At 45.6% G+C, this 17,964-nt stretch carries 18 protein-coding genes; 2 read left to right on the top strand and 16 right to left on the bottom strand.

The genetic code is table 11. The features are described from left to right. Positions 1–182 precede the first annotated feature (182 nt). The 5 genes from QSH61_RS01120 to QSH61_RS01100 are packed head-to-tail and all read right to left on the bottom strand — an operon-like array spanning position 183 to position 4,822. Positions 183–842, bottom strand: a complete 660-nt coding sequence (locus QSH61_RS01120; RefSeq protein WP_174170906.1) for a 3-oxoacid CoA-transferase subunit B — start codon at positions 840–842, stop codon at positions 183–185. Then, positions 842–1,546, bottom strand: a complete 705-nt coding sequence (locus QSH61_RS01115) for a CoA transferase subunit A (protein ID WP_206471693.1) — start codon at positions 1,544–1,546, stop codon at positions 842–844. The genes QSH61_RS01120 and QSH61_RS01115 overlap by 1 nt, the downstream gene beginning before the upstream one ends. 8 nt (positions 1,547–1,554) lie before the next feature. Next, positions 1,555–2,310, bottom strand: coding sequence for a 3-hydroxybutyrate dehydrogenase (locus QSH61_RS01110; protein ID WP_206471665.1), 756 nt, complete (start codon positions 2,308–2,310; stop codon positions 1,555–1,557). Positions 2,311–2,323: 13 nt separating this feature from the next. Continuing rightward, positions 2,324–3,502, bottom strand: a complete 1,179-nt coding sequence (locus QSH61_RS01105; RefSeq protein WP_174170908.1) for an E22 family MetX-like putative esterase — start codon at positions 3,500–3,502, stop codon at positions 2,324–2,326. A gap of 15 nt (positions 3,503–3,517) precedes the next feature. Further along, positions 3,518–4,822: a GntP family permease gene (locus QSH61_RS01100; RefSeq protein WP_206471664.1), complete on the bottom strand. Its 1,305-nt coding sequence runs from the start codon at positions 4,820–4,822 to the stop codon at positions 3,518–3,520. Positions 4,823–5,070: 248 nt separating this feature from the next. On the opposite strand from QSH61_RS01100, the gene QSH61_RS01095 reads away from it, so the two are divergent. Continuing rightward, positions 5,071–7,353 carry a TonB-dependent receptor gene (locus QSH61_RS01095; RefSeq protein ID WP_206471663.1) on the top strand — a complete coding sequence of 761 codons (2,283 nt, stop codon included), beginning with the start codon at positions 5,071–5,073 and terminating at the stop codon, positions 7,351–7,353. A 97-nt stretch (positions 7,354–7,450) separates the two neighbouring features. After that, on the top strand, positions 7,451–8,116 hold the full coding sequence (locus QSH61_RS01090; RefSeq protein WP_206471662.1) for a response regulator transcription factor: 666 nt from the start codon (positions 7,451–7,453) through the stop codon (positions 8,114–8,116). A gap of 4 nt (positions 8,117–8,120) precedes the next feature. On the opposite strand, the gene QSH61_RS01085 is transcribed toward QSH61_RS01090, so the two are convergent. The 11 genes from QSH61_RS01085 to rplD all read right to left on the bottom strand — a co-directional run bounded on the left by QSH61_RS01085 (position 8,121) and on the right by rplD (position 17,964). Next, positions 8,121–11,579 (bottom strand): PAS domain-containing hybrid sensor histidine kinase/response regulator, encoded by a 3,459-nt coding sequence (locus tag QSH61_RS01085; protein ID WP_206471661.1) that lies wholly within the window; start codon positions 11,577–11,579, stop codon positions 8,121–8,123. Between the two features lie 97 nt (positions 11,580–11,676). Beyond that, positions 11,677–13,629, bottom strand: coding sequence for a methyl-accepting chemotaxis protein (locus QSH61_RS01080; protein ID WP_227387600.1), 1,953 nt, complete (start codon positions 13,627–13,629; stop codon positions 11,677–11,679). 362 nt (positions 13,630–13,991) lie between these two features. Then, positions 13,992–14,249: a 30S ribosomal protein S17 gene (gene rpsQ, locus QSH61_RS01075; RefSeq protein ID WP_023398452.1), complete on the bottom strand. Its 258-nt coding sequence runs from the start codon at positions 14,247–14,249 to the stop codon at positions 13,992–13,994. Then, the gene (gene rpmC, locus QSH61_RS01070) at positions 14,249–14,440 is read right to left on the bottom strand and encodes a 50S ribosomal protein L29 (protein ID WP_058031280.1); all 192 of its coding nucleotides are present in this window, start codon (positions 14,438–14,440) and stop codon (positions 14,249–14,251) included. Before rpmC ends, rpsQ begins: the two co-directional genes overlap by 1 nt. Then, a complete protein-coding gene (gene rplP, locus QSH61_RS01065) occupies positions 14,440–14,853 on the bottom strand; it encodes a 50S ribosomal protein L16 (RefSeq protein WP_095728988.1) in 414 nt (137 codons plus the stop codon). The genes rpmC and rplP overlap by 1 nt, the downstream gene beginning before the upstream one ends. Before the next feature lie 13 nt (positions 14,854–14,866). Beyond that, positions 14,867–15,568, bottom strand: coding sequence for a 30S ribosomal protein S3 (rpsC, locus tag QSH61_RS01060; protein ID WP_010376374.1), 702 nt, complete (start codon positions 15,566–15,568; stop codon positions 14,867–14,869). Between the two features lie 12 nt (positions 15,569–15,580). Beyond that, a complete protein-coding gene (gene rplV / locus QSH61_RS01055; RefSeq protein ID WP_010376375.1) occupies positions 15,581–15,913 on the bottom strand; it encodes a 50S ribosomal protein L22 in 333 nt (110 codons plus the stop codon). A 12-nt stretch (positions 15,914–15,925) separates the two neighbouring features. Beyond that, positions 15,926–16,204 (bottom strand): 30S ribosomal protein S19, encoded by a 279-nt coding sequence (gene rpsS / locus QSH61_RS01050; RefSeq protein ID WP_010376377.1) that lies wholly within the window; start codon positions 16,202–16,204, stop codon positions 15,926–15,928. Between the two features lie 16 nt (positions 16,205–16,220). Further along, on the bottom strand, positions 16,221–17,045 hold the full coding sequence (gene rplB / locus QSH61_RS01045; protein WP_010607737.1) for a 50S ribosomal protein L2: 825 nt from the start codon (positions 17,043–17,045) through the stop codon (positions 16,221–16,223). Between the two features lie 17 nt (positions 17,046–17,062). Then, complete coding sequence (gene rplW / locus QSH61_RS01040; RefSeq protein WP_095728987.1) at positions 17,063–17,365, bottom strand: 50S ribosomal protein L23; 303 nt, start codon at positions 17,363–17,365, stop codon at positions 17,063–17,065. Continuing rightward, complete coding sequence (rplD, locus tag QSH61_RS01035) at positions 17,362–17,964, bottom strand: 50S ribosomal protein L4 (RefSeq protein ID WP_088529602.1); 603 nt, start codon at positions 17,962–17,964, stop codon at positions 17,362–17,364. Before rplD ends, rplW begins: the two co-directional genes overlap by 4 nt.

Here is a 17,964-nt window from a genome sequence, read left to right as displayed (position 1 = left end):
GTGCATTTTCTTCATACTAAGCAGCTGAGGGATAATTAAGGGAAAAATAGGACTTTTAGATAACCGAGAAGAAATTTTGGTTACAAGCCACCTTGTGACAGCAGCGTAGAATAACAAATGTAGCGCAGCTCGCGATACAGCCAACTGCGTGCATAGTGTGGTAACTCAGCTTTAGTTCAATCCTAGCTAAATACCATCTCCGGTACGTCATCAGGGCAAATCAATATGCCTGCGGTTTTCGCTTGTATTTCCGAGGCGCTAACACCTGGAGCTCGCTCAAGTAAATGAAACGCGCCACCTTTGACTTCAAGCAGCGCAAGATCGGTTACTATCTTATTGATACAGTTTACGCCGGTGAGCGGTAAACTGCAGTGCTGTAGCAGCTTGGACTCGCCCTGTTTATTCGCATGCGTCATAGTGCAAATTATATTTTTAGCCCCAGCGACAAGATCCATTGCGCCACCCATGCCCTTGATAAGCTTACCTGGGATCATCCAGCTGGCAAGATTACCGTGCTGATCTACTTCAAAAGCGCCAAGCACCGTCAGGTCCACATGACCGCCACGGATCATTGCAAAACTTTCTGCCGAACTAAAAATGGCGGCTCCCGTACGGGCCGTAACGGTTTCCTTACCCGCATTGATCATATCCGCATCCACTTCCTGCTCGGTCGGATAAGCGCCCATGCCTAATAAGCCATTTTCCGATTGCAGCATCACATCCATGCCCTGTGGCACATAATTGGCCACCAGCGTGGGGATCCCAATGCCAAGGTTGACATAAAACCCATCTTTTAATTCCTGTGCCACTCGCATGGCCATTTGCTCTCTGGTTAATGCCATTATGCTTGCTCCTTCACAGTACGTTTTTCGATGCGTTTTTCGAACTGTCCTAGAATCACTCTGTCGATATAAATTCCGGGGGTATGAATTTGGCTCGGTTCGATTTCGCCGGGCTCTACAATTTCTTCCACTTCAACGACGGTAATTTTTCCAGCTGTTGCAGCCATTGGATTAAAGTTCATGGCGGTGTGGCGATAAACACAATTGCCAAAACGGTCTGCTTTCCACGCTTTTACAATGGCAAAGTCTCCCCTAATACTCGGCTCTAAAATATATTCTCTATCACCAAACATTTTTACCTCTTTGCCCTCAGCGACGGGTGTACCAACGCCTGTCGCGGTATAAAAAGCGGGGATCCCAGCTCCACCTGCGCGCATCTTTTCTGCAAGTGTCCCTTGTGGAGTTAATTCAACTTCCAATCCACCGCTCAATAACTGCTGCTCAAACAAGGCGTTTTCTCCCACGTAGGAAGCCACCATTTTACGGATCTGCTTATCCTCAAGCAAAATCCCTAAACCAAACCCGTCTACTCCGCAGTTATTAGAAACCACGGTTAAGTCCTTTGTGCCCATATGGCGTATTTGGCTTATCAAACCTTCAGGGATCCCGCACAAACCAAAGCCCCCGGCAATCACGGTCATGCCATCGCAAAGTCCTGCCATTGCTTCTTCGTAGCTTACGACCACCTTATCAAATCCAGCCATCATTCCTCCTATTGCACTGTCCAGCCGCCGTCCAGCACAATGGCTTGGCCAGTAATGTTGCGTGACTCATTTGCGAGTAAAAAATTGACAGCATGCGCAATCTCATCCAACCCTATAAAGGCCTTTTTCGGCATTGGCGCCAACATAATATTGTTTATCACTTCATCTTCGCTGATCCCATGCTGTTTCGCTTGCGCGGTAATTTGCTGCTCTACCAATGGGGTTTTTACATAAGCGGGGCAAATGGTGTTCACGGTGATATCGCAGTCTGCGGTTTCCAGCGCCAATACTTTGCCAAATCCCATTAACCCATGTTTTGCAGCGACATAAGCAGACTTATATTTAGAAGCAACTAAGGCGTGGATAGAACCAATATTGACGATGCGGCCAAAGCCTCCTCTGCGCATATGCGGCAATACCGCCTTACACAACATGGCGGGGCCTGTTAGCATCACGTCTTGCAGCAATTGCCATTTATCTTCTGGATAATGCTCTAGTGCTTCAACATGTTGCACGCCTGCATTATTGATAAGCACATCAATGTTATCGTGCTGACGGATAAAGTCAGCGATGTCTTGCTTATTAGCGATATTGAGCGCAAACGCTCGTGCATTTCCTCCGTCACTGACGATAGACTCGGCTACCGTCTGTGCTTGCGCTAAGTTCAAGTCTACCAGTAATAGGCTGTAACCTTGTTTGCTCAGGGCCATCGCGATATAGCGACCAATGCCACTTGCAGCCCCTGTGATCAACGCCGTCTTCATCGTCACTCCTTGACTATTTTGCTAAGAACTGAGCAATGGTGTCAGCCTGTGATTGAATTGAAAAAATACCGTCTAAATGCCCCCAAACGCCTTCTATCTCTGTAATTTGCACGTCTTTATTCTTGGCTTTAAGGGTTTCTGCTAACTTACGAATGGGCTCAGGCCTTAATAACAAGTCATTGCTTGCAGGCATCAACAAAACCTTTGCTGTGATTTTATCGATAGCGCTATCAAAATTACCTTGCATGCCTGCGGTATATAGTTGCGAGGCGCGGACTAAGTACAAGATAGAATTCGCATCTTGCGTTTCAGCCCTCGCTCGTGCGCGCGTGGCTAGCGTTTGGCTGAGTTTAGGAAGCTGACGAATATCTTGTTTTGCTTTGGGATCAAGCACAATAAAGTCTGGAAAACTGGCGTTGTAAATAGCGGGGTGCATCGCGTCTTGCGTAATATTAAGCATCGTGGCTGTGAGTCCAGCAAGCGGCCTTTCCCCGTCGTAGTAGTCCCCGCCCTGCCAATTTGGATCAAGTCGGATAGGTAAAGCCCATTTCTCTAACGCCGCAACGGTCCAAGCATCCATCTTTGCCGCGCCAATCACATGAATTAAACGTGACACCTTTTCGGGATAGCGCACCGACCATTCTAACGCTTGGAAAGACCCCATAGACGCGCCCATCACCGCATGCAGTTTGTCGATACCTAAGCTATCTAATAATTGCTTTTGCACTTCAACAAAATCACCGATGGTCACCACGGGAAAGTCCAAGCCGTAAGGTTTGCCCGTTTTCGGATTAATAGACGCCGGACCCGTCGTGATCACATCTTTACTATGCCAGTTTGCATTGACCAAAGTATCTGCGCTTATCACAAAGTACTTATTAGTATCTATCGCTTTGCCCGGGCCGATAATGGCATCCCAGTAACCTGCCAACACGTCAGACTCTCGATACTTACCCGCAGCGTGAGATGTGCCAGAAAAAAAATGCGTGATCAAAATTGCATTGCTTTTGTCGGCATTTAATTTGCCATAGCTTTCCCAGCCGACCTTAACGTCAGGAATGCTGGCTCCAGACTCCGTAGTAAAATGCGCGAGTGTAAATGCCCGCTTTTCAACCAGCATAGGTTTGTTTGTCTCACTGCCATAGACAATATTGCTGGCAACGAACAAGAGTAACAGGAAAATCCGCTTCATTGCTGTATCTCTCCGTTAAAATAAGATGAATAGGGTTAATGCGAGGGCAACGCCCACCAGCGGCACGACCGCAGTCAACGCCGCCATGGACCAATATGCTCGTTGATGTGTTTCTTTACAGATGGCGCGAATGGTTGTGACCACATAACCATTGTGCGGTAAGGTATCCAAAGCGCCTGAGCTAATTGCCACAACACGATGTAATTGTTCTGGATTGACACCCGCATCAATGTAGTGCGGTGCCACTAAGGGTAACGCAATAGCTTGCCCACCGGATGCAGAGCCAGTTAAACCGGCTATTACACTTACCGCCACCGCGGCGCCAAGTAGCTCATTACCCGGCATCTGTGTCATCATCTCGACCGCTAATTGAAATGCCTCGGTGTTTTTTGCTACCGCACCAAAACCCACTACCGCACTGGTATTACCGATAGCAACTAGCGCCCCAGTTGTGCCTAAGTTAATCGCGGCCCCCATGTTATGAAAATGCTTAAAGTTAATCGTGACAATACTGAGTACACCGCCAAGTAGAGCTACAATGAGTGCACTTTGCTGCAGCACATCATGAAGTGTAAAAGATAAAATCAACACCACGATTAGAGGCAGTACGCCAGTGATTGGATGAGGATAGTTACGTTCATGGATTTCAGGGTCGTCTTCTTTCGCTTCAAAGTGCTCACCATTTGCCACCGCTTTGGCTATCATCTTTTTCAACCACCAATAGCCCGTAATAGCCATAAACGTGGCAACCACTAGACTGACTTCCCAGGCTGCATAAGGCGAAGTGCCTAAATATTTTATTGGGATCCAGTTTTGAATTTCAGGGGAGCCTGCCGAAGTCATGGTGAAGGTGACTGAGCCGAAAGCCAGAGTTGCGGGAATAAAGCGCCTTGGTAAATTGGCATCTTTAAATAAGCTAAGCGCCATAGGATAAACAGAGAAAGCCACAATAAAAACACTGACGCCGCCATACGTTAGTACCGCACAGGCAATCACCACCGCTAATACCGCATGTTTCATACCTAACTTGTCGACAATATAACGTGCCACGCTGTCGGCAGCACCACTGTCTTCCATGAACTTACCGAACAAGGAGCCAAGCAAAAACATGAAAAACCAAGCACTCAAAAAGCCAGCAAAGCCATCCATATAGAGTGTAAGAAAGCTGCTTTCTACAGCTTCTGTGGGAAATAGCGCAACGCCACTCGTTAATGCGACCAATAAAGCGCACAGTGGAGCTGCGATAAACAAGTTTACGCCACGGAGAGTTAGCCAAATAAGCAGGCCAAGTCCCCCTGCCAGTCCAAGCATACTGAGCATAAGGGCTTCCTTTTATTGTTATTAATGCCCGTTATAAATTGATGTGTTGGGCATGCTGTTGATGAATATCAGTGTGGCGTGCAAGCACAATAAAAACCATAGTACTAAGGTTATAGAAGCCCTACACCCCGTGTTAATCCTAACGTATCAAGGCATTAGTACTAAGGTACTAATAGAAAAACTTTACAACTCCCCTATGCTTTGGTGTGACAACAAGCACCCAAAATGACAATAATAGGGACCACAGGATGAACATTTACCAACCTAGATATTCAGCTATCGCGTTGGCTATTACACTCGCAACTCAAGTCAGCCCAGCGGCAGCAGAACAAGCAACACAATCAGAAGGCAAGCTAGAACGCATTGAAGTCACGGCGCGTAAGACGGTAGAAAACCTTCAAACCGTTCCAGTTGCAGTGACTTCTATCGGTGAAACCGATCTACTCGAAAATGGCATCTCGGTACTCTCTGAAGTCCAGCAGTTTTCACCCAATACCACACTTCAAGCTAGCCGAGGCACTAACTCTACCCTCACTGCCTTTATTCGTGGTGTCGGGCAACAAGACCCATTATGGGGTTATGAACCTGGTGTCGGCATTTACGTCGATGACATTTATTTAGCAAGGCCGCAAGGGGCCGTACTCGACCTCCTTGATGTACAACAGATTGAAGTACTACGTGGACCGCAAGGAACGCTATATGGCAAAAACACCATTGGTGGTGCAATAAAATATGTCACTAAGGAAATGTCTGGCGATGCGACATTTAACGTGGAGGGAACGGTTGGTAGTTATAATCAACGCGATCTTAAGATCACAGGTCAATTGCCGCTCGTGGAAGACACGCTCTATCTAGGTTATGGCTTTGCTACTTTGAATCGAGATGGTTTTGGCGAGTTCAAGGTTTCAACGCTACCCGGCCAAGACAAGGAAAACTACAATAAAGAAATTCAAGCTGCGCGGTTAACTTTGGAATATCGTCCAAGCGACGATTTGTTCTTCCGGTTAGCATGGGATAAAACCGACGATGACTCCAACTCTAAAGGGGGTTATCGCTTGTTGCCGAGCTTACTGACTGACGCCCCCGTGCCCGACAGCGTATTTGATTCTTACACCAGTATGCCAACTTGGAATAAAGTCGAGCTTGAGGGATATAGTTTGACCGCTCGCTGGGATCTTTCTGACGCCACCACGATAAAATACATCGGTGCTAGCCGAGATAGTTACTCCCCGACCAATATCGACTTTGATAATACGCCATTACGGATCTTTGATGTACCCGCCATTTATGATGACGAGCAAACCACGCATGAGATACAGCTAAGCCATGCAGGTAACGGCTATAAATTTGTCTCAGGTCTATATTATTACGATGGCGAATCATGCGGTCAATTCCAAGCAATTTTGGAAGTGTTAGGACAAAGCTTGGGCGCTCCCGGTCTTACGCGAGAAGTCAGTGGTTGTAACAACTCAAATAGTAAAGCCGCGTACATTCAAGGCACCATTGATTTAGCAGCGCAGTGGTCGCTCACATTGGGCGCTCGTTATACTAAAGACAGCAAAGAGGCACAAGTCAGCAATGGTTTGGTCTTTGATGTCGTGTATCCCGAATCAAATTGGATCCCAGGTTATACACGACCTGCTGGTGAACTCGTACCGTCAGTGCTTGATGATGAAGAAGATTGGTCACGGTTTACACCAAGAGTGGGAGTGGAATACCAATACAACCGCGATATTATGTTCTTTGCCAGCTATGCTCAAGGGTTTAAATCCGGCACCTTCAACCCCAGAGCCAGCACCGCAGAGCCTGCTGCAGATCCTGAAATCGTAGATTCATTCGAAATCGGTATGAAAAGCGAGTGGAACGATAATCTAAGAGCCAATATCACGCTATTCACATTAGATCACAAAGACCGCCAATATATTTCCGTATTGCCCGGTGCAACTTCTGCCGATCTAAACCAACGACTTGGCAACATTGGTAAGTCTACAGCAAATGGTATTGAAGCCGAGCTGAGCTATGTCGCTACAGAGGCGCTAAGTTTTGACGCCGCGATAGGATATATAGACAGTGACTTCGAAGAGGTACTCGATACTAACCCAGACACAGGCGCGACATTTGACAAATCAGACCGCTTTAGTATTTCTAACACCCCTGATTTAACTTTTAATCTTGGGGCGACATACAAACTCTACAGTGATATTGGCGATTGGGTATTCAATGCCAGCTACTACTATCGTGGTGATTATGTCTTATTTGAGGAAGATAGCCTACTGACGCAGGATAGCTATGGTTTAGTCAACCTGAGTATTAATTGGTATAGCACAGACGGCAATTGGCGTGTTGGTCTTCATGGGAAAAACCTGACCGATAAAGAATATATGATAGGAGGCTATCAGTTCGTGACACCAGACCCGAGCGATCCGAGTAATGTGAGTAAGTACACGCCGGGGCTTGGTGGTGATAATACTTTGATAGGCTACTTTGGCGACCCAAGAACCGTTTCGCTTACCGTGGGTTATCGTTTTTAGCACCGAAAGCGAGGTTGCAAGGGTGCCTCGCTATCTCAATCACTTGATGTAGTTTTGGAAATACCCTATAACAACGGATACTAGGAGTTAGTTAAGGATGTCTCAGGTGCAAGCAATCATCGCTGATGACCACCCATTATTTCGCAGCGCACTCAAACAAGCCGCTGCACAAGCGATTGGTCATGACCCTATCAAAGAAGCCAGCACCTTAGACAGCTTATTCGAGATGTTGCTCGCGCATCCTGAAACAGAGCTAGTATTTTTGGACTTATCTATTCCTGGCGCGAAAGGTCTCGAAGGTCTTGCCCGGTTAAGGAATCAATACCCAGACATATTAGTGATCATGGTTTCAGCCAACGAATCGGCAGCCATTATTAGCCAATGTATTGCCCTCGGAGCAAGCGCTTATATTCCCAAGTCTTCCTCACTAGAGGTGATCAGCGATGCCATCAAGCTCGTTATTGAAGGAGAAACTTGGTTACCCGAAATCGTGGATATCGCGCCTGAAAATGAAAGCGAACAAGCGCAATTTGCGCGTAATTTAGAAAAGCTAACTCCCCAGCAATATCGAGTATTAACCATGATTGCCGACGGCCTTTTGAATAAGCAGATTGCATATGCAATGTCGATTCAAGAGACCACCATCAAACAGCATGTTTCAGCTATTTTAAAAAAGCTCAATGTGTATAACCGCACCCAAGCTGGGATCCTCTTTAATCAGCTGGCTACGGATGTGCATCTCGACGATGAAGCGAGTGCTTAAATAACTAGATTAGTCGCTTAATCATGCGCTTTAGGGCTGGTGTTTTAAGCGGTTTATACAGTAATGGGATCCCTGCATCACTTACTTGCTCGCGAATAGCCTCGTCGTGATTAGCTGTGTTAATAATGATTGGCATATCATCAAGCTTAAGCGCTGCTATCACCTCAAGTCCCGTGACACCATGATCAAGCTGATAATCCGCGATCAGCATATCTGCACGACTCGTTGCTTGTAGCGCGCTAAGCTCTGCTTCATCTCGCGCCACAGCTACTTGGCACCCCCAACTTAGTAATACTTGAGATAATGCATTAAGTGCGTTGGCATCATTATCTAGCAACCAAATAGATAGACCCGATAATTGCGAATCACCGCTGGGCTTGTCAGCGGTTACTTCGGTCTTTTGATCCGTCTGCACCCCATGACTTGGGAGTGTTAAGGTAAATTGTGTGCCTTTATTAAGTTGTGAGCCAAGGGTGATGGGAATTTCCAACACTTCGCAAATTCGTTTGCTGATCGCAAGTCCAAGTCCTAACCCCTGCGCTAGCTCTTTACTGTGAAGCTGTTTGAACTCTTGAAATATGGCGTCCTGATCTTGCTTTGCAATGCCCACGCCTGTGTCTTCAACAATGATAGAAACACTCTCCCCCTGACATTCAGCAATAAGTCTTACCGTACCAGACTCAGTGTAACGGATAGCGTTACTCAGTAAGTTTCCCAATACCCTTTTTAGCAGTGCTTTATCGGTGTAGAGCATGACATCACAAACCTGCACTGCAAACGCTAATCCTTTGTCTTTCGCAACCGCCCCATATTCATTTTCCAATGGTTCCAGCAGTGACGACAATGCAAAGCGCGAGCGATTAACCTTAAACGCCCCAGCCTCTAACTTTGTTAGCTCAAGAATGCTCGACAACAGTTCTTCAGCACTTGCCAATGAACTTTTGATGCTTTGCGAAAGCTCAGCTAAGTCGGTCCCTTGGGCCTTTTCACTCATCAATGAACAAAACAGGCTCGCTGCGTTAAATGGCTGTAACAGATCATGACTCGCTGCGGCGAAAAAGCGGGTTTTACTCTCCGTTGCATGCTCTGCTTGGCGTTTAGCAGAAGATAAAGCTCGGTTGGCATCTATCAACTCTTTAGTCCTTGCCGCGACTGTTTCTTCTAGGTTCACATTAACTTGCTCTAGTAAGGATTGTTGTTTTACAAACTCAGTGATATCCGTATAGGTCGTTACAAACCCACCGCCAGGCAATGGGTTACCTTGCATTTCAAACACTCGACCATCGTGATGCTCGCGGCGGTAGCGATACGCATTGCCTCGTCGTAAATGTGATAGACGCTTCTCTACTTGCTGCTCGACATCAGCATCACCAAACAGTCCGCGCTGCGCATTGTAACGAATAAGCTCAGCCACAGGACGCCCAATAAACAGCGTATTGTCTGGATAGTTAAACATTTCTGCGTAGCGCTGGTTCCAAGCGACCAATTGCAGTTGGCTATCTACTACACTTATCCCCTGACTGACGTTTTCTATCGTCGACTGCAGTAAGTCGCGATTAAAACGTAGCACCTGTGACGCTTCATCTACAAATTCTGCAACTTGCTCTAAAGGCTGGCGCTTTTCATCTTTGGCGACATCTAAAATCAGTTTTGCAGATGCCCCGCCAACGAGCGTCGACATCTCCCGTTCGATCATATTTTCCACTTGCAATGGCGCTGGCAGTTTCCAGTTTGCAGGCTCTTTAGGAAAATGAAGCTCAACAAGCTGCTGCGCACGCACTTGCTCGCTAAAGCGCTGCAGTAATGTTGCCAAATCCTGGAAACTCAATACCGTGTTAGCGGACTGTGCAGATTTGGACGGTATTACAAATTTATTGCTTTGTAAGCGCTCAGCAAGACGAGCGGATGAAATAAACGGCACCAGCAAATAAACCAACAAATTTGCACTTAAAGAAATCAGGACGGACTGGCTCGTACTGTCTAACCCCAGACCCAAAAAGTCTAAAGGTGCTAACCATGTGATATTCAAAGGCCCCGCACTCAACCAGTGACTTTCGAAGTTAAAGCCACTAATGAGGCTCGGTAACAATAGCGTGTAAAACCAAATAGCAAAACCCGTCACGATCCCCAATTGCGCACCTAAGCATGAAGCCCCACGCCACCATAAACCAACCACCATCGCGGGCGCAAACTGCGCAACCAAGGCAAATGACATCAGTCCCATATTGGCCAACGTGTTGCCCTCAGCAAGCACGCGATGACTGGCATAACTCAGTAATAAAATGCCAACAATAACCACCCGTCGAGCATTGAGCAGATTAAACTTAGATAAACCCCGATGGCTCGAATTTAACTGCGAGCGGCGCAACAAAAATTGATTGATAAAGTCATTGGTGATCATAATAGATAGCACGATGGCTGAGACTATCACCATACTCGTCGCCGCAGAGAACCCACCTAAAAAGGCTGTCAAAGCGACTAAAGGTGCATCAGATCCCAGTGGTAGGGCAAGCACAAACGTATCGTAACCAACATCTTGACCATTAAAATACACCAGCCCGGCATAGGCGATTGGCAAAATAAATAAATTAATCAGCAACAAATAAACGGGAAACAACCAGCGTGCGGTCTTAAATTGATTTTGTTCATCATATTCAATAAAAGAGGTATGAAACTGCCTCGGCAAACACAGCGTTGCTAATACCCCTAAAAGAACATGAACTAAATAAACATAGGTTGGGCTAGCCGATGCCTCTATTTGCTTGGTAATTCCCTGCTGTGCTGCCTGGTTAAATAAGTGAGTGGGCGATTCAAAGAGCACAAAACAGACATAAACACCGACAGCAATAAACGCCAGCAACTTAACTAATGACTCAAAGGCGATGGCAGTCATCAACCCTGGGTTATGCTCACTCGGTCTCAGCCTACGTGTGCCAAACAAAATGGCAAACAGGGCTAACAGCAAGGTGATATAAAAAGTACTATCCTGCCAAAACGTGACACTCACCCGCTGAGTGTCGCTTGTTAGCATACCGATACTGGCGCTGGTGGCATTAAGCTGAAGTGCAATATAGGGCACGACCGCAATGACAGAGATCAGAGAAATGAGTCCAGACAAACTAGAAGAATTACCGTAACGAGTGGCAATAAAATCCGCCATGGAAGTGAGCTGCTGCTGGCGGCATATTTCGGCAATTCGTGTGTAGACTTGCCAACCAAATATAAACAGTAAAATCGTGCCAACATAAGTTGGGGCAAGCCACCAGCCATTATTTGCCGCTTGCGCGGTAGTACCAAAAAACGCCCAAGAGGTGCAATACACCCCTAGTGACAAGGCATAGGTAACTTGCTTGGCACGATAAGATCTAAATTTCTTACTCGCCCTATCTGCGCCCCATGCAATGGTAAATAAAAGCGCTAAATAAAGCAGCGCAATAAGACTGATCAGCCCGATAGAAAACATAACTGTGATGATTTTTTATTGTTTGCTCTAGCATAACGGCTGTACTGTAAAAAAACAGCACACTTTAGTGCTATCCCCCAATGCTTAGTATCATCACTTATAACCTAAAACTGCTCACCGACTTATCGAGTGTGCGGGATAAAGACAACAGCGATAATGCTTCGTCTGACGCGCGCTCGGCTCCCGTAGCAGTCTCTTGTGCAGTTTCACTGATTTCTGTCACACTTTGCGAAAGCTGCTGTGTAACCGTGTTTTGCTCCTCAGAAGCACTGGCAATTTGTAGATTCATATCTTTAATTGTGCTCACAGATGAAGAAATCGCTTGTAACACTTCATCCGTTTTCGCCGATTTGTCTGCTGTATCTTTAGCATCTTTAACGTTATCTCGCATCATGCCAACGGAGCGCTTCGCTTCATTTTGCAATTTAGAGATCATCTCTTGAATTTCATCTGTACTCTTCTGGGTGCGACTCGCAAGGCTTCTCACCTCGTCAGCCACTACGGCAAAGCCTCGTCCTTGTTCACCTGCTCTTGCGGCTTCAATCGCTGCGTTGAGCGCCAACAAATTAGTTTGCTCCGCTATCCCCCTGATAACATCCAAAATAGAACCAACCGATTCTGTTTCTTGTTCAAGATTCTCAATGGTTTTGCTAACATTTTCTATTTTACCAACTAGGCCTTCCATTGCTTGCTGTGTTGCAACGACAACTTGAACACCTGAATTAGATTGAGAATCCGCATCAGTCGCAGCATCTGCTGCGAGCTGGGCACTTTGGGTTATCTCAGCAATCGTGGCAGCCATTTCATTCATCGAAACTGCACTATGACTGAGTTGCTCCATTTGGTTATCCGCCCCTTGTTTAGACTGGGCAGTGATAGCACTAAGTGTTTCTGACGAGGAAGACAATGCATGTGTGGAGCTTTGAATTTCTGCAATGATGGCTTTTAGTTTGTCAGCCATATCACGCATTGCCAAATAAATACCGCTGACCGATTCCCCCCTGTCAAACTGTATTGTGAGGTCGCCACTGGCTATCCTTGATGCCACTTCCGCGATTTCTTTTGGCTCCCCACCAATAGGGGCTTTGATTAGTCGTGTGATATACCAACTTAAAAAGCAGCCTAACAAAATCACCACAACAGATACTGCAATAATAATTGTTACTGTCTTCCTACTCTCACTTTGAGCTATGGGACCTAATTCATCCTGCCTTTCCTTGATCGATTCTTTCACACGTGCCAAATGCTCTGCGATATTTTGACCATTAATATTTAGTACTTCGGTAATCAGTCGATTTCTCTCTGTGATAATATCTTGTACTTCTCTCACTCCATCTAAGTAGCGTTCTCCTGATTGTTCTATATCAAACAGTAAATTTTTTGCATTTTCATTCATAAACCTAGACTTAGACTGAGTTAGAAACATCTTCTCTTGCTTTAGTTCATCCATGGCTCTGTTGTAGTCATTTAACTGGTTACTCACTAAGAATTTCGTTACGAAAAGTCTTCCTAGCAGCAGCTTTTCCTGCATATGTGTAGCAGCCGCAAGTCCTTCAAAGTCACCCATATCAATGCTAGATTCTATTAATTGCGAAATATTCTTGCGCATTTGAGGGCCTATTTTATCCAGCCCGTCATGAACCACAGTATTTCTACGACCATAAAGTGCCATAATCTCCCTAAAAGCAGTTTCATATGTAACCAAAGCTGTTTCACTTTTTTCAATAAGCTGCTTGCTTTCTTTTTGATTAAGAGCCTCCTTGGCTTCTGCTAATGCATCATGTAAAAGCTTCACTTTCTGTTCAAATTGTTCAATATCGTCTTTTGATTGCTGCTTCAAATAATTCAGCACATTGATCCTAAGTGAGAGCAAGTTAGCTTCCAATGTACTTGCTAGATTGCTCGCTCTTGCCAAAGAGCGATACTCAACAAAATTACTATAACCGCCATTCAATCCAATATAAGCGACGCTAGAGAGTGCAACCATAAGTACAATCATTACTCCAAATGAAGTAGATAATTGTTGGCTTAACCTTAACTTAGAAAGCATAAAAGCACCTGACATTGTATTTATAGATAAGCCTATCAGCATTCATAGATGCCAAAACTATTAGCTTGTATTTAATACAATAATCATTGTCGTGTTTTTTGATTTAGTAAAGAAATGTACCGATTAAAAATCGAACAAAGTAAAGTAACGACCTTTAATGCTCCATATTTATGATTATCTTGTTGTATAAGGAGCAGCGTATTACGTCCAGCACTGCGGTAAAGCTATCTACTCTGGAACAAATAAGTATATAGAGGTAACAACCAACCATCTTCGTTGCGCTCAAACATACATCCAGAAACGCAAAAGCCCCAGCTGATGCTGGGGCTTTATCAAAAGTCTAATTTAGTTAAAAACTAAAATTAAGCTTTCTTAGGACGTTCAATCACGTCAACTAGCGTCCAAGATTTTTTCTTAGAGATTGGCGCACATTCGCGAATAGTCACGACGTCACCTGCTAGTGCCGTGTTGTTTTCATCGTGTGCGTGCAACTTAGTTGTACGCTTGATGAACTTACCGTAGATCGGGTGTTTAACCTGACGCTCGATAGCAACAACGATTGATTTGTCCATTTTATCGCTTACTACACGACCTTGAAGAGTACGGATCTTATCGCTCATTATGCACCTGCCTTCTGGTTAATAACCGTTTTAACACGCGCAATGTTGCGACGTACTTTTCTCAGTTCGTGAGTTTGAGCTAGCTGACCAGTGCTCGCTTGCATGCGCAGATTAAACTGCTCACGAAGTAGCTCTAGAAGTTCAGCATTTAGCTCTTCTACGCTTTTGTCTTTTAATTCGCTAGCTTTCATTACATTACCGTCCGAGTTACGAAAGTTGTCTTGAATGGTAGTTTACGAGAAGCAAGGTTGAATGCTTCACGAGCAAGCTCTTCAGAAACACCTTCCATTTCGTAAAGAACTTTACCAGGCTGAATTTCAGCAACCCAGTATTCAACAGAACCTTTACCTTTACCCATACGAACTTCAAGCGGTTTTTCTGTAATTGGCTTATCTGGGAATACACGGATCCAGATTTTACCTTGACGCTTGACGTGACGTGTCATAGCACGACGAGCTGCTTCGATTTGACGAGCAGTCATACGGCCACGGCCAGTCGCTTTCAAGCCGAAAGAACCGAAGCTAACTTTGTTACCGCTGGTAGCCAGACCACGGTTGCGGCCTTTGTGTACCTTACGGAATTTTGTACGTTTTGGCTGTAACATTAGTCGCTACCTCTTACTTAGCACTTTTTTTAGCTTTCTTCGGCGCACGTTTAGCTGGCTTCTCTTGCTCTTGAACTAGTGGAAGACCACCAATTACTTCGCCTTTGAAGATCCAAACCTTAACACCGATGATACCGTAAGTGGTCAAAGCTTCTGAAGTTGCGTAGTCGATATCAGCACGTAGAGTGTGTAGAGGTACACGACCTTCACGGTACCACTCAGAACGTGCGATTTCAGCACCGCCTAGACGGCCGCTTACTTCAACTTTGATACCCTTAGCACCTAGACGCATTGCGTTCTGTACTGCGCGCTTCATAGCACGACGGAACATAACACGACGCTCTAGCTGAGAAGAAATACCGTCAGCAACTAATTGTGCATCTAGCTCTGGCTTGCGTACTTCTGCGATGTTGATTTGCGCAGGTACACCAGCAAGCTTAGTTACAGCTTGGCGAAGCTTTTCAACATCTTCACCTTTTTTACCGATAACAACACCAGGACGAGCTGTGTGAATTGTTACACGGATTGATTTAGCTGGACGCTCGATAACGATCTTAGCTACAGAAGCACTTTTCAATTCCTTAGTAAGGTATTGACGTACTTTGTGATCGCCAAAAAGCTGTTCAGAGAAATCTTTTGTATTCGCGTACCAAGTAGATACCCAAGGCTTTGAGATACCTAGGCGAATACCAGTAGGATGAACTTTTTGTCCCATTACTTATATCTCCTAGCTATCCGATACCACAACAGTGATGTGGCTTGTACGCTTAAGGATGCGGTCTGCGCGTCCTTTAGCACGTGGCATAATACGTTTCATTGTAGGACCTTCGTCTACAAATACTTTAGCCACTTTAAGCTCATCAATGTCAGCACCTTCGTTGTGCTCCGCGTTCGCGATAGCAGACTCAAGTACTTTCTTAACTAATACAGCCGCTTTCTTCGGGCTGTACGCCAGGATTTCTAGCGCGCGATCAACCGGAAGTCCACGGATCTGATCTGCCACTAGACGTGCTTTCTGCGCCGAACCAGAGGCGAATTTGTGTTTAGCTAATGCTTCCATCATACCCTCCGATTAACGCTTCTTAGCTTTCTTATCCGCAGCGTGACCGCGGTAAGTACGTGTAGGTGCAAATTCACCCAGTTTGTGACCGATCATTTCGTCTGTGATGAACACAGGAACGTGCTGACGACCATTATGGACAGCGATGGTCAATCCGATCATGTTAGGTATGATCATTGAACGACGGCTCCAAGTTTTAATTGGCTTCTTGTCACCGCTTTCCAACGCTTTCTCTACCTTCTTCAGCAAGTGTAGGTCAATAAATGGACCTTTCTTGAGAGAACGTGGCATGGCAATTCCTCAACTATTATTTAGTACGACGACGTACGATAAACTTATCAGTACGCTTGTTCTTACGAGTCTTGTAACCTTTAGTAGGTACGCCCCATGGAGATACAGGGTGACGACCACCAGAAGTACGACCTTCACCACCACCGTGTGGGTGGTCAATCGGGTTCATGGCAACACCACGAACTGTAGGACGGATACCACGCCAACGATTTGCACCAGCTTTACCTAGTGAACGTAGCATGTGTTCTGCGTTACCTACTTCGCCAAGAGTCGCACGACAATCAGACTCAACCTTACGAACTTCGCCAGAGCGAAGACGTAGTGTTACGTATTGACCTTCACGAGCAAGGATCTGTACGTAAGCACCAGCAGAACGTGCAATTTGTGCACCTTTGCCAGGTTTAAGTTCAACGTTGTGTACAGTAGAACCTACAGGGATATTACGCATAGGTAGTGTGTTACCAACCTTGATTGGTGCATCAACACCAGATTGGATTGCATCACCTGCTTTAAGACCCTTAGGTGCAATAATGTAACGACGCTCACCGTCTGCATATAATACAAGAGCGATGTTTGCGCTACGGTTTGGATCGTACTCTAGACGCTCAACTTTAGCTGGAATGCCATCTTTTGTGCGTGTAAAGTCGATTACACGGTAGTGCTGCTTATGACCACCACCGATGTGACGAACCGTGATACGACCGTTGTTGTTACGACCACCTGATTTAGAGTTTTTCTCTAATAGCGGAGCGTAAGGCTTACCCTTGTGTAGATCAGGGTTAACCACTTTAACGACGTGACGACGACCCGCAGAAGTTGGTTTACACTTTTGAAGTGCCATAATTCTAACTCCCCTTATTACTCGGCGCCGCCGACAAAGTCTAGCTCGCTACCTTCTTTAAGAGTAACGTATGCTTTTTTCCAATCGCTACGACGGCCAAAACGCATACCAGTACGCTTTGTCTTACCCTTAACATTTAGAGTGCGAACACCAGTTACTTCTACTTCGAAAAGCTTTTCAATAGCAGCTTTGATTTCTGCTTTGTTTGCATCTTTAGCTACTTTGAAAACGATAGTGTTGTTTTCTTCAGCAGATACAGTGCTCTTCTCAGAGATGTGTGGAGCAAGGATTACTTTTAAAAGACGTTCTTCACGGATCATGCTAGCGCCTCCTCAAGTTGCTTAACAGCAGCAGCAGTAATCAGAACCTTATCGAAAGCGATTAGGCTTACTGGATCGATGCCAGCTACGTCACGCGTGTCAACCTTGTACAGGTTACGTGCAGAAAGGAATAGATTCTCATCTACTTCTTCAGTCACGATTAGTACGTCTTTAAGCTCAAGTTCTTTAAGCTTAGCTACTAGTTCTTTAGTCTTTGGTGCTTCTAGACCAAAGTTTTCAACAACTACTAGACGATCTTGACGAACAAGCTCAGAAAGAATGCTCTTGATCGCACCGCGATACATTTTACGGTTAACTTTTTGGCTGTGATCTTGCGGCTTAGCTGCAAAGCTCACACCACCGCTGCGCCAGATTGGGCTGCGGATTGTACCAGCACGTGCACGGCCAGTACCTTTTTGGCGGAATGGTTTCTTACCACCACCGCGTACTTCAGAACGTGTCAGTTGAGCTTTAGTACCTTGACGAGCACCTGCTGCATAAGCAACAACTACTTGGTGTACTAATGCTTCGTTAAACTCACGTCCAAAAGTAGCTTCGGAAACTTCAAGCGCGCCAGCGCCTTTAATTGCTAATTCCAT

The sequence above is a fragment of the Pseudoalteromonas sp. JC3 genome (genome assembly GCF_030291895.1).
Taxonomy (GTDB): Bacteria; Pseudomonadota; Gammaproteobacteria; order Enterobacterales; family Alteromonadaceae; genus Pseudoalteromonas.
The sequence above is the reverse complement of the archived record's forward strand: the minus strand, read 5'-3'. Positions and strand labels throughout refer to the sequence as shown.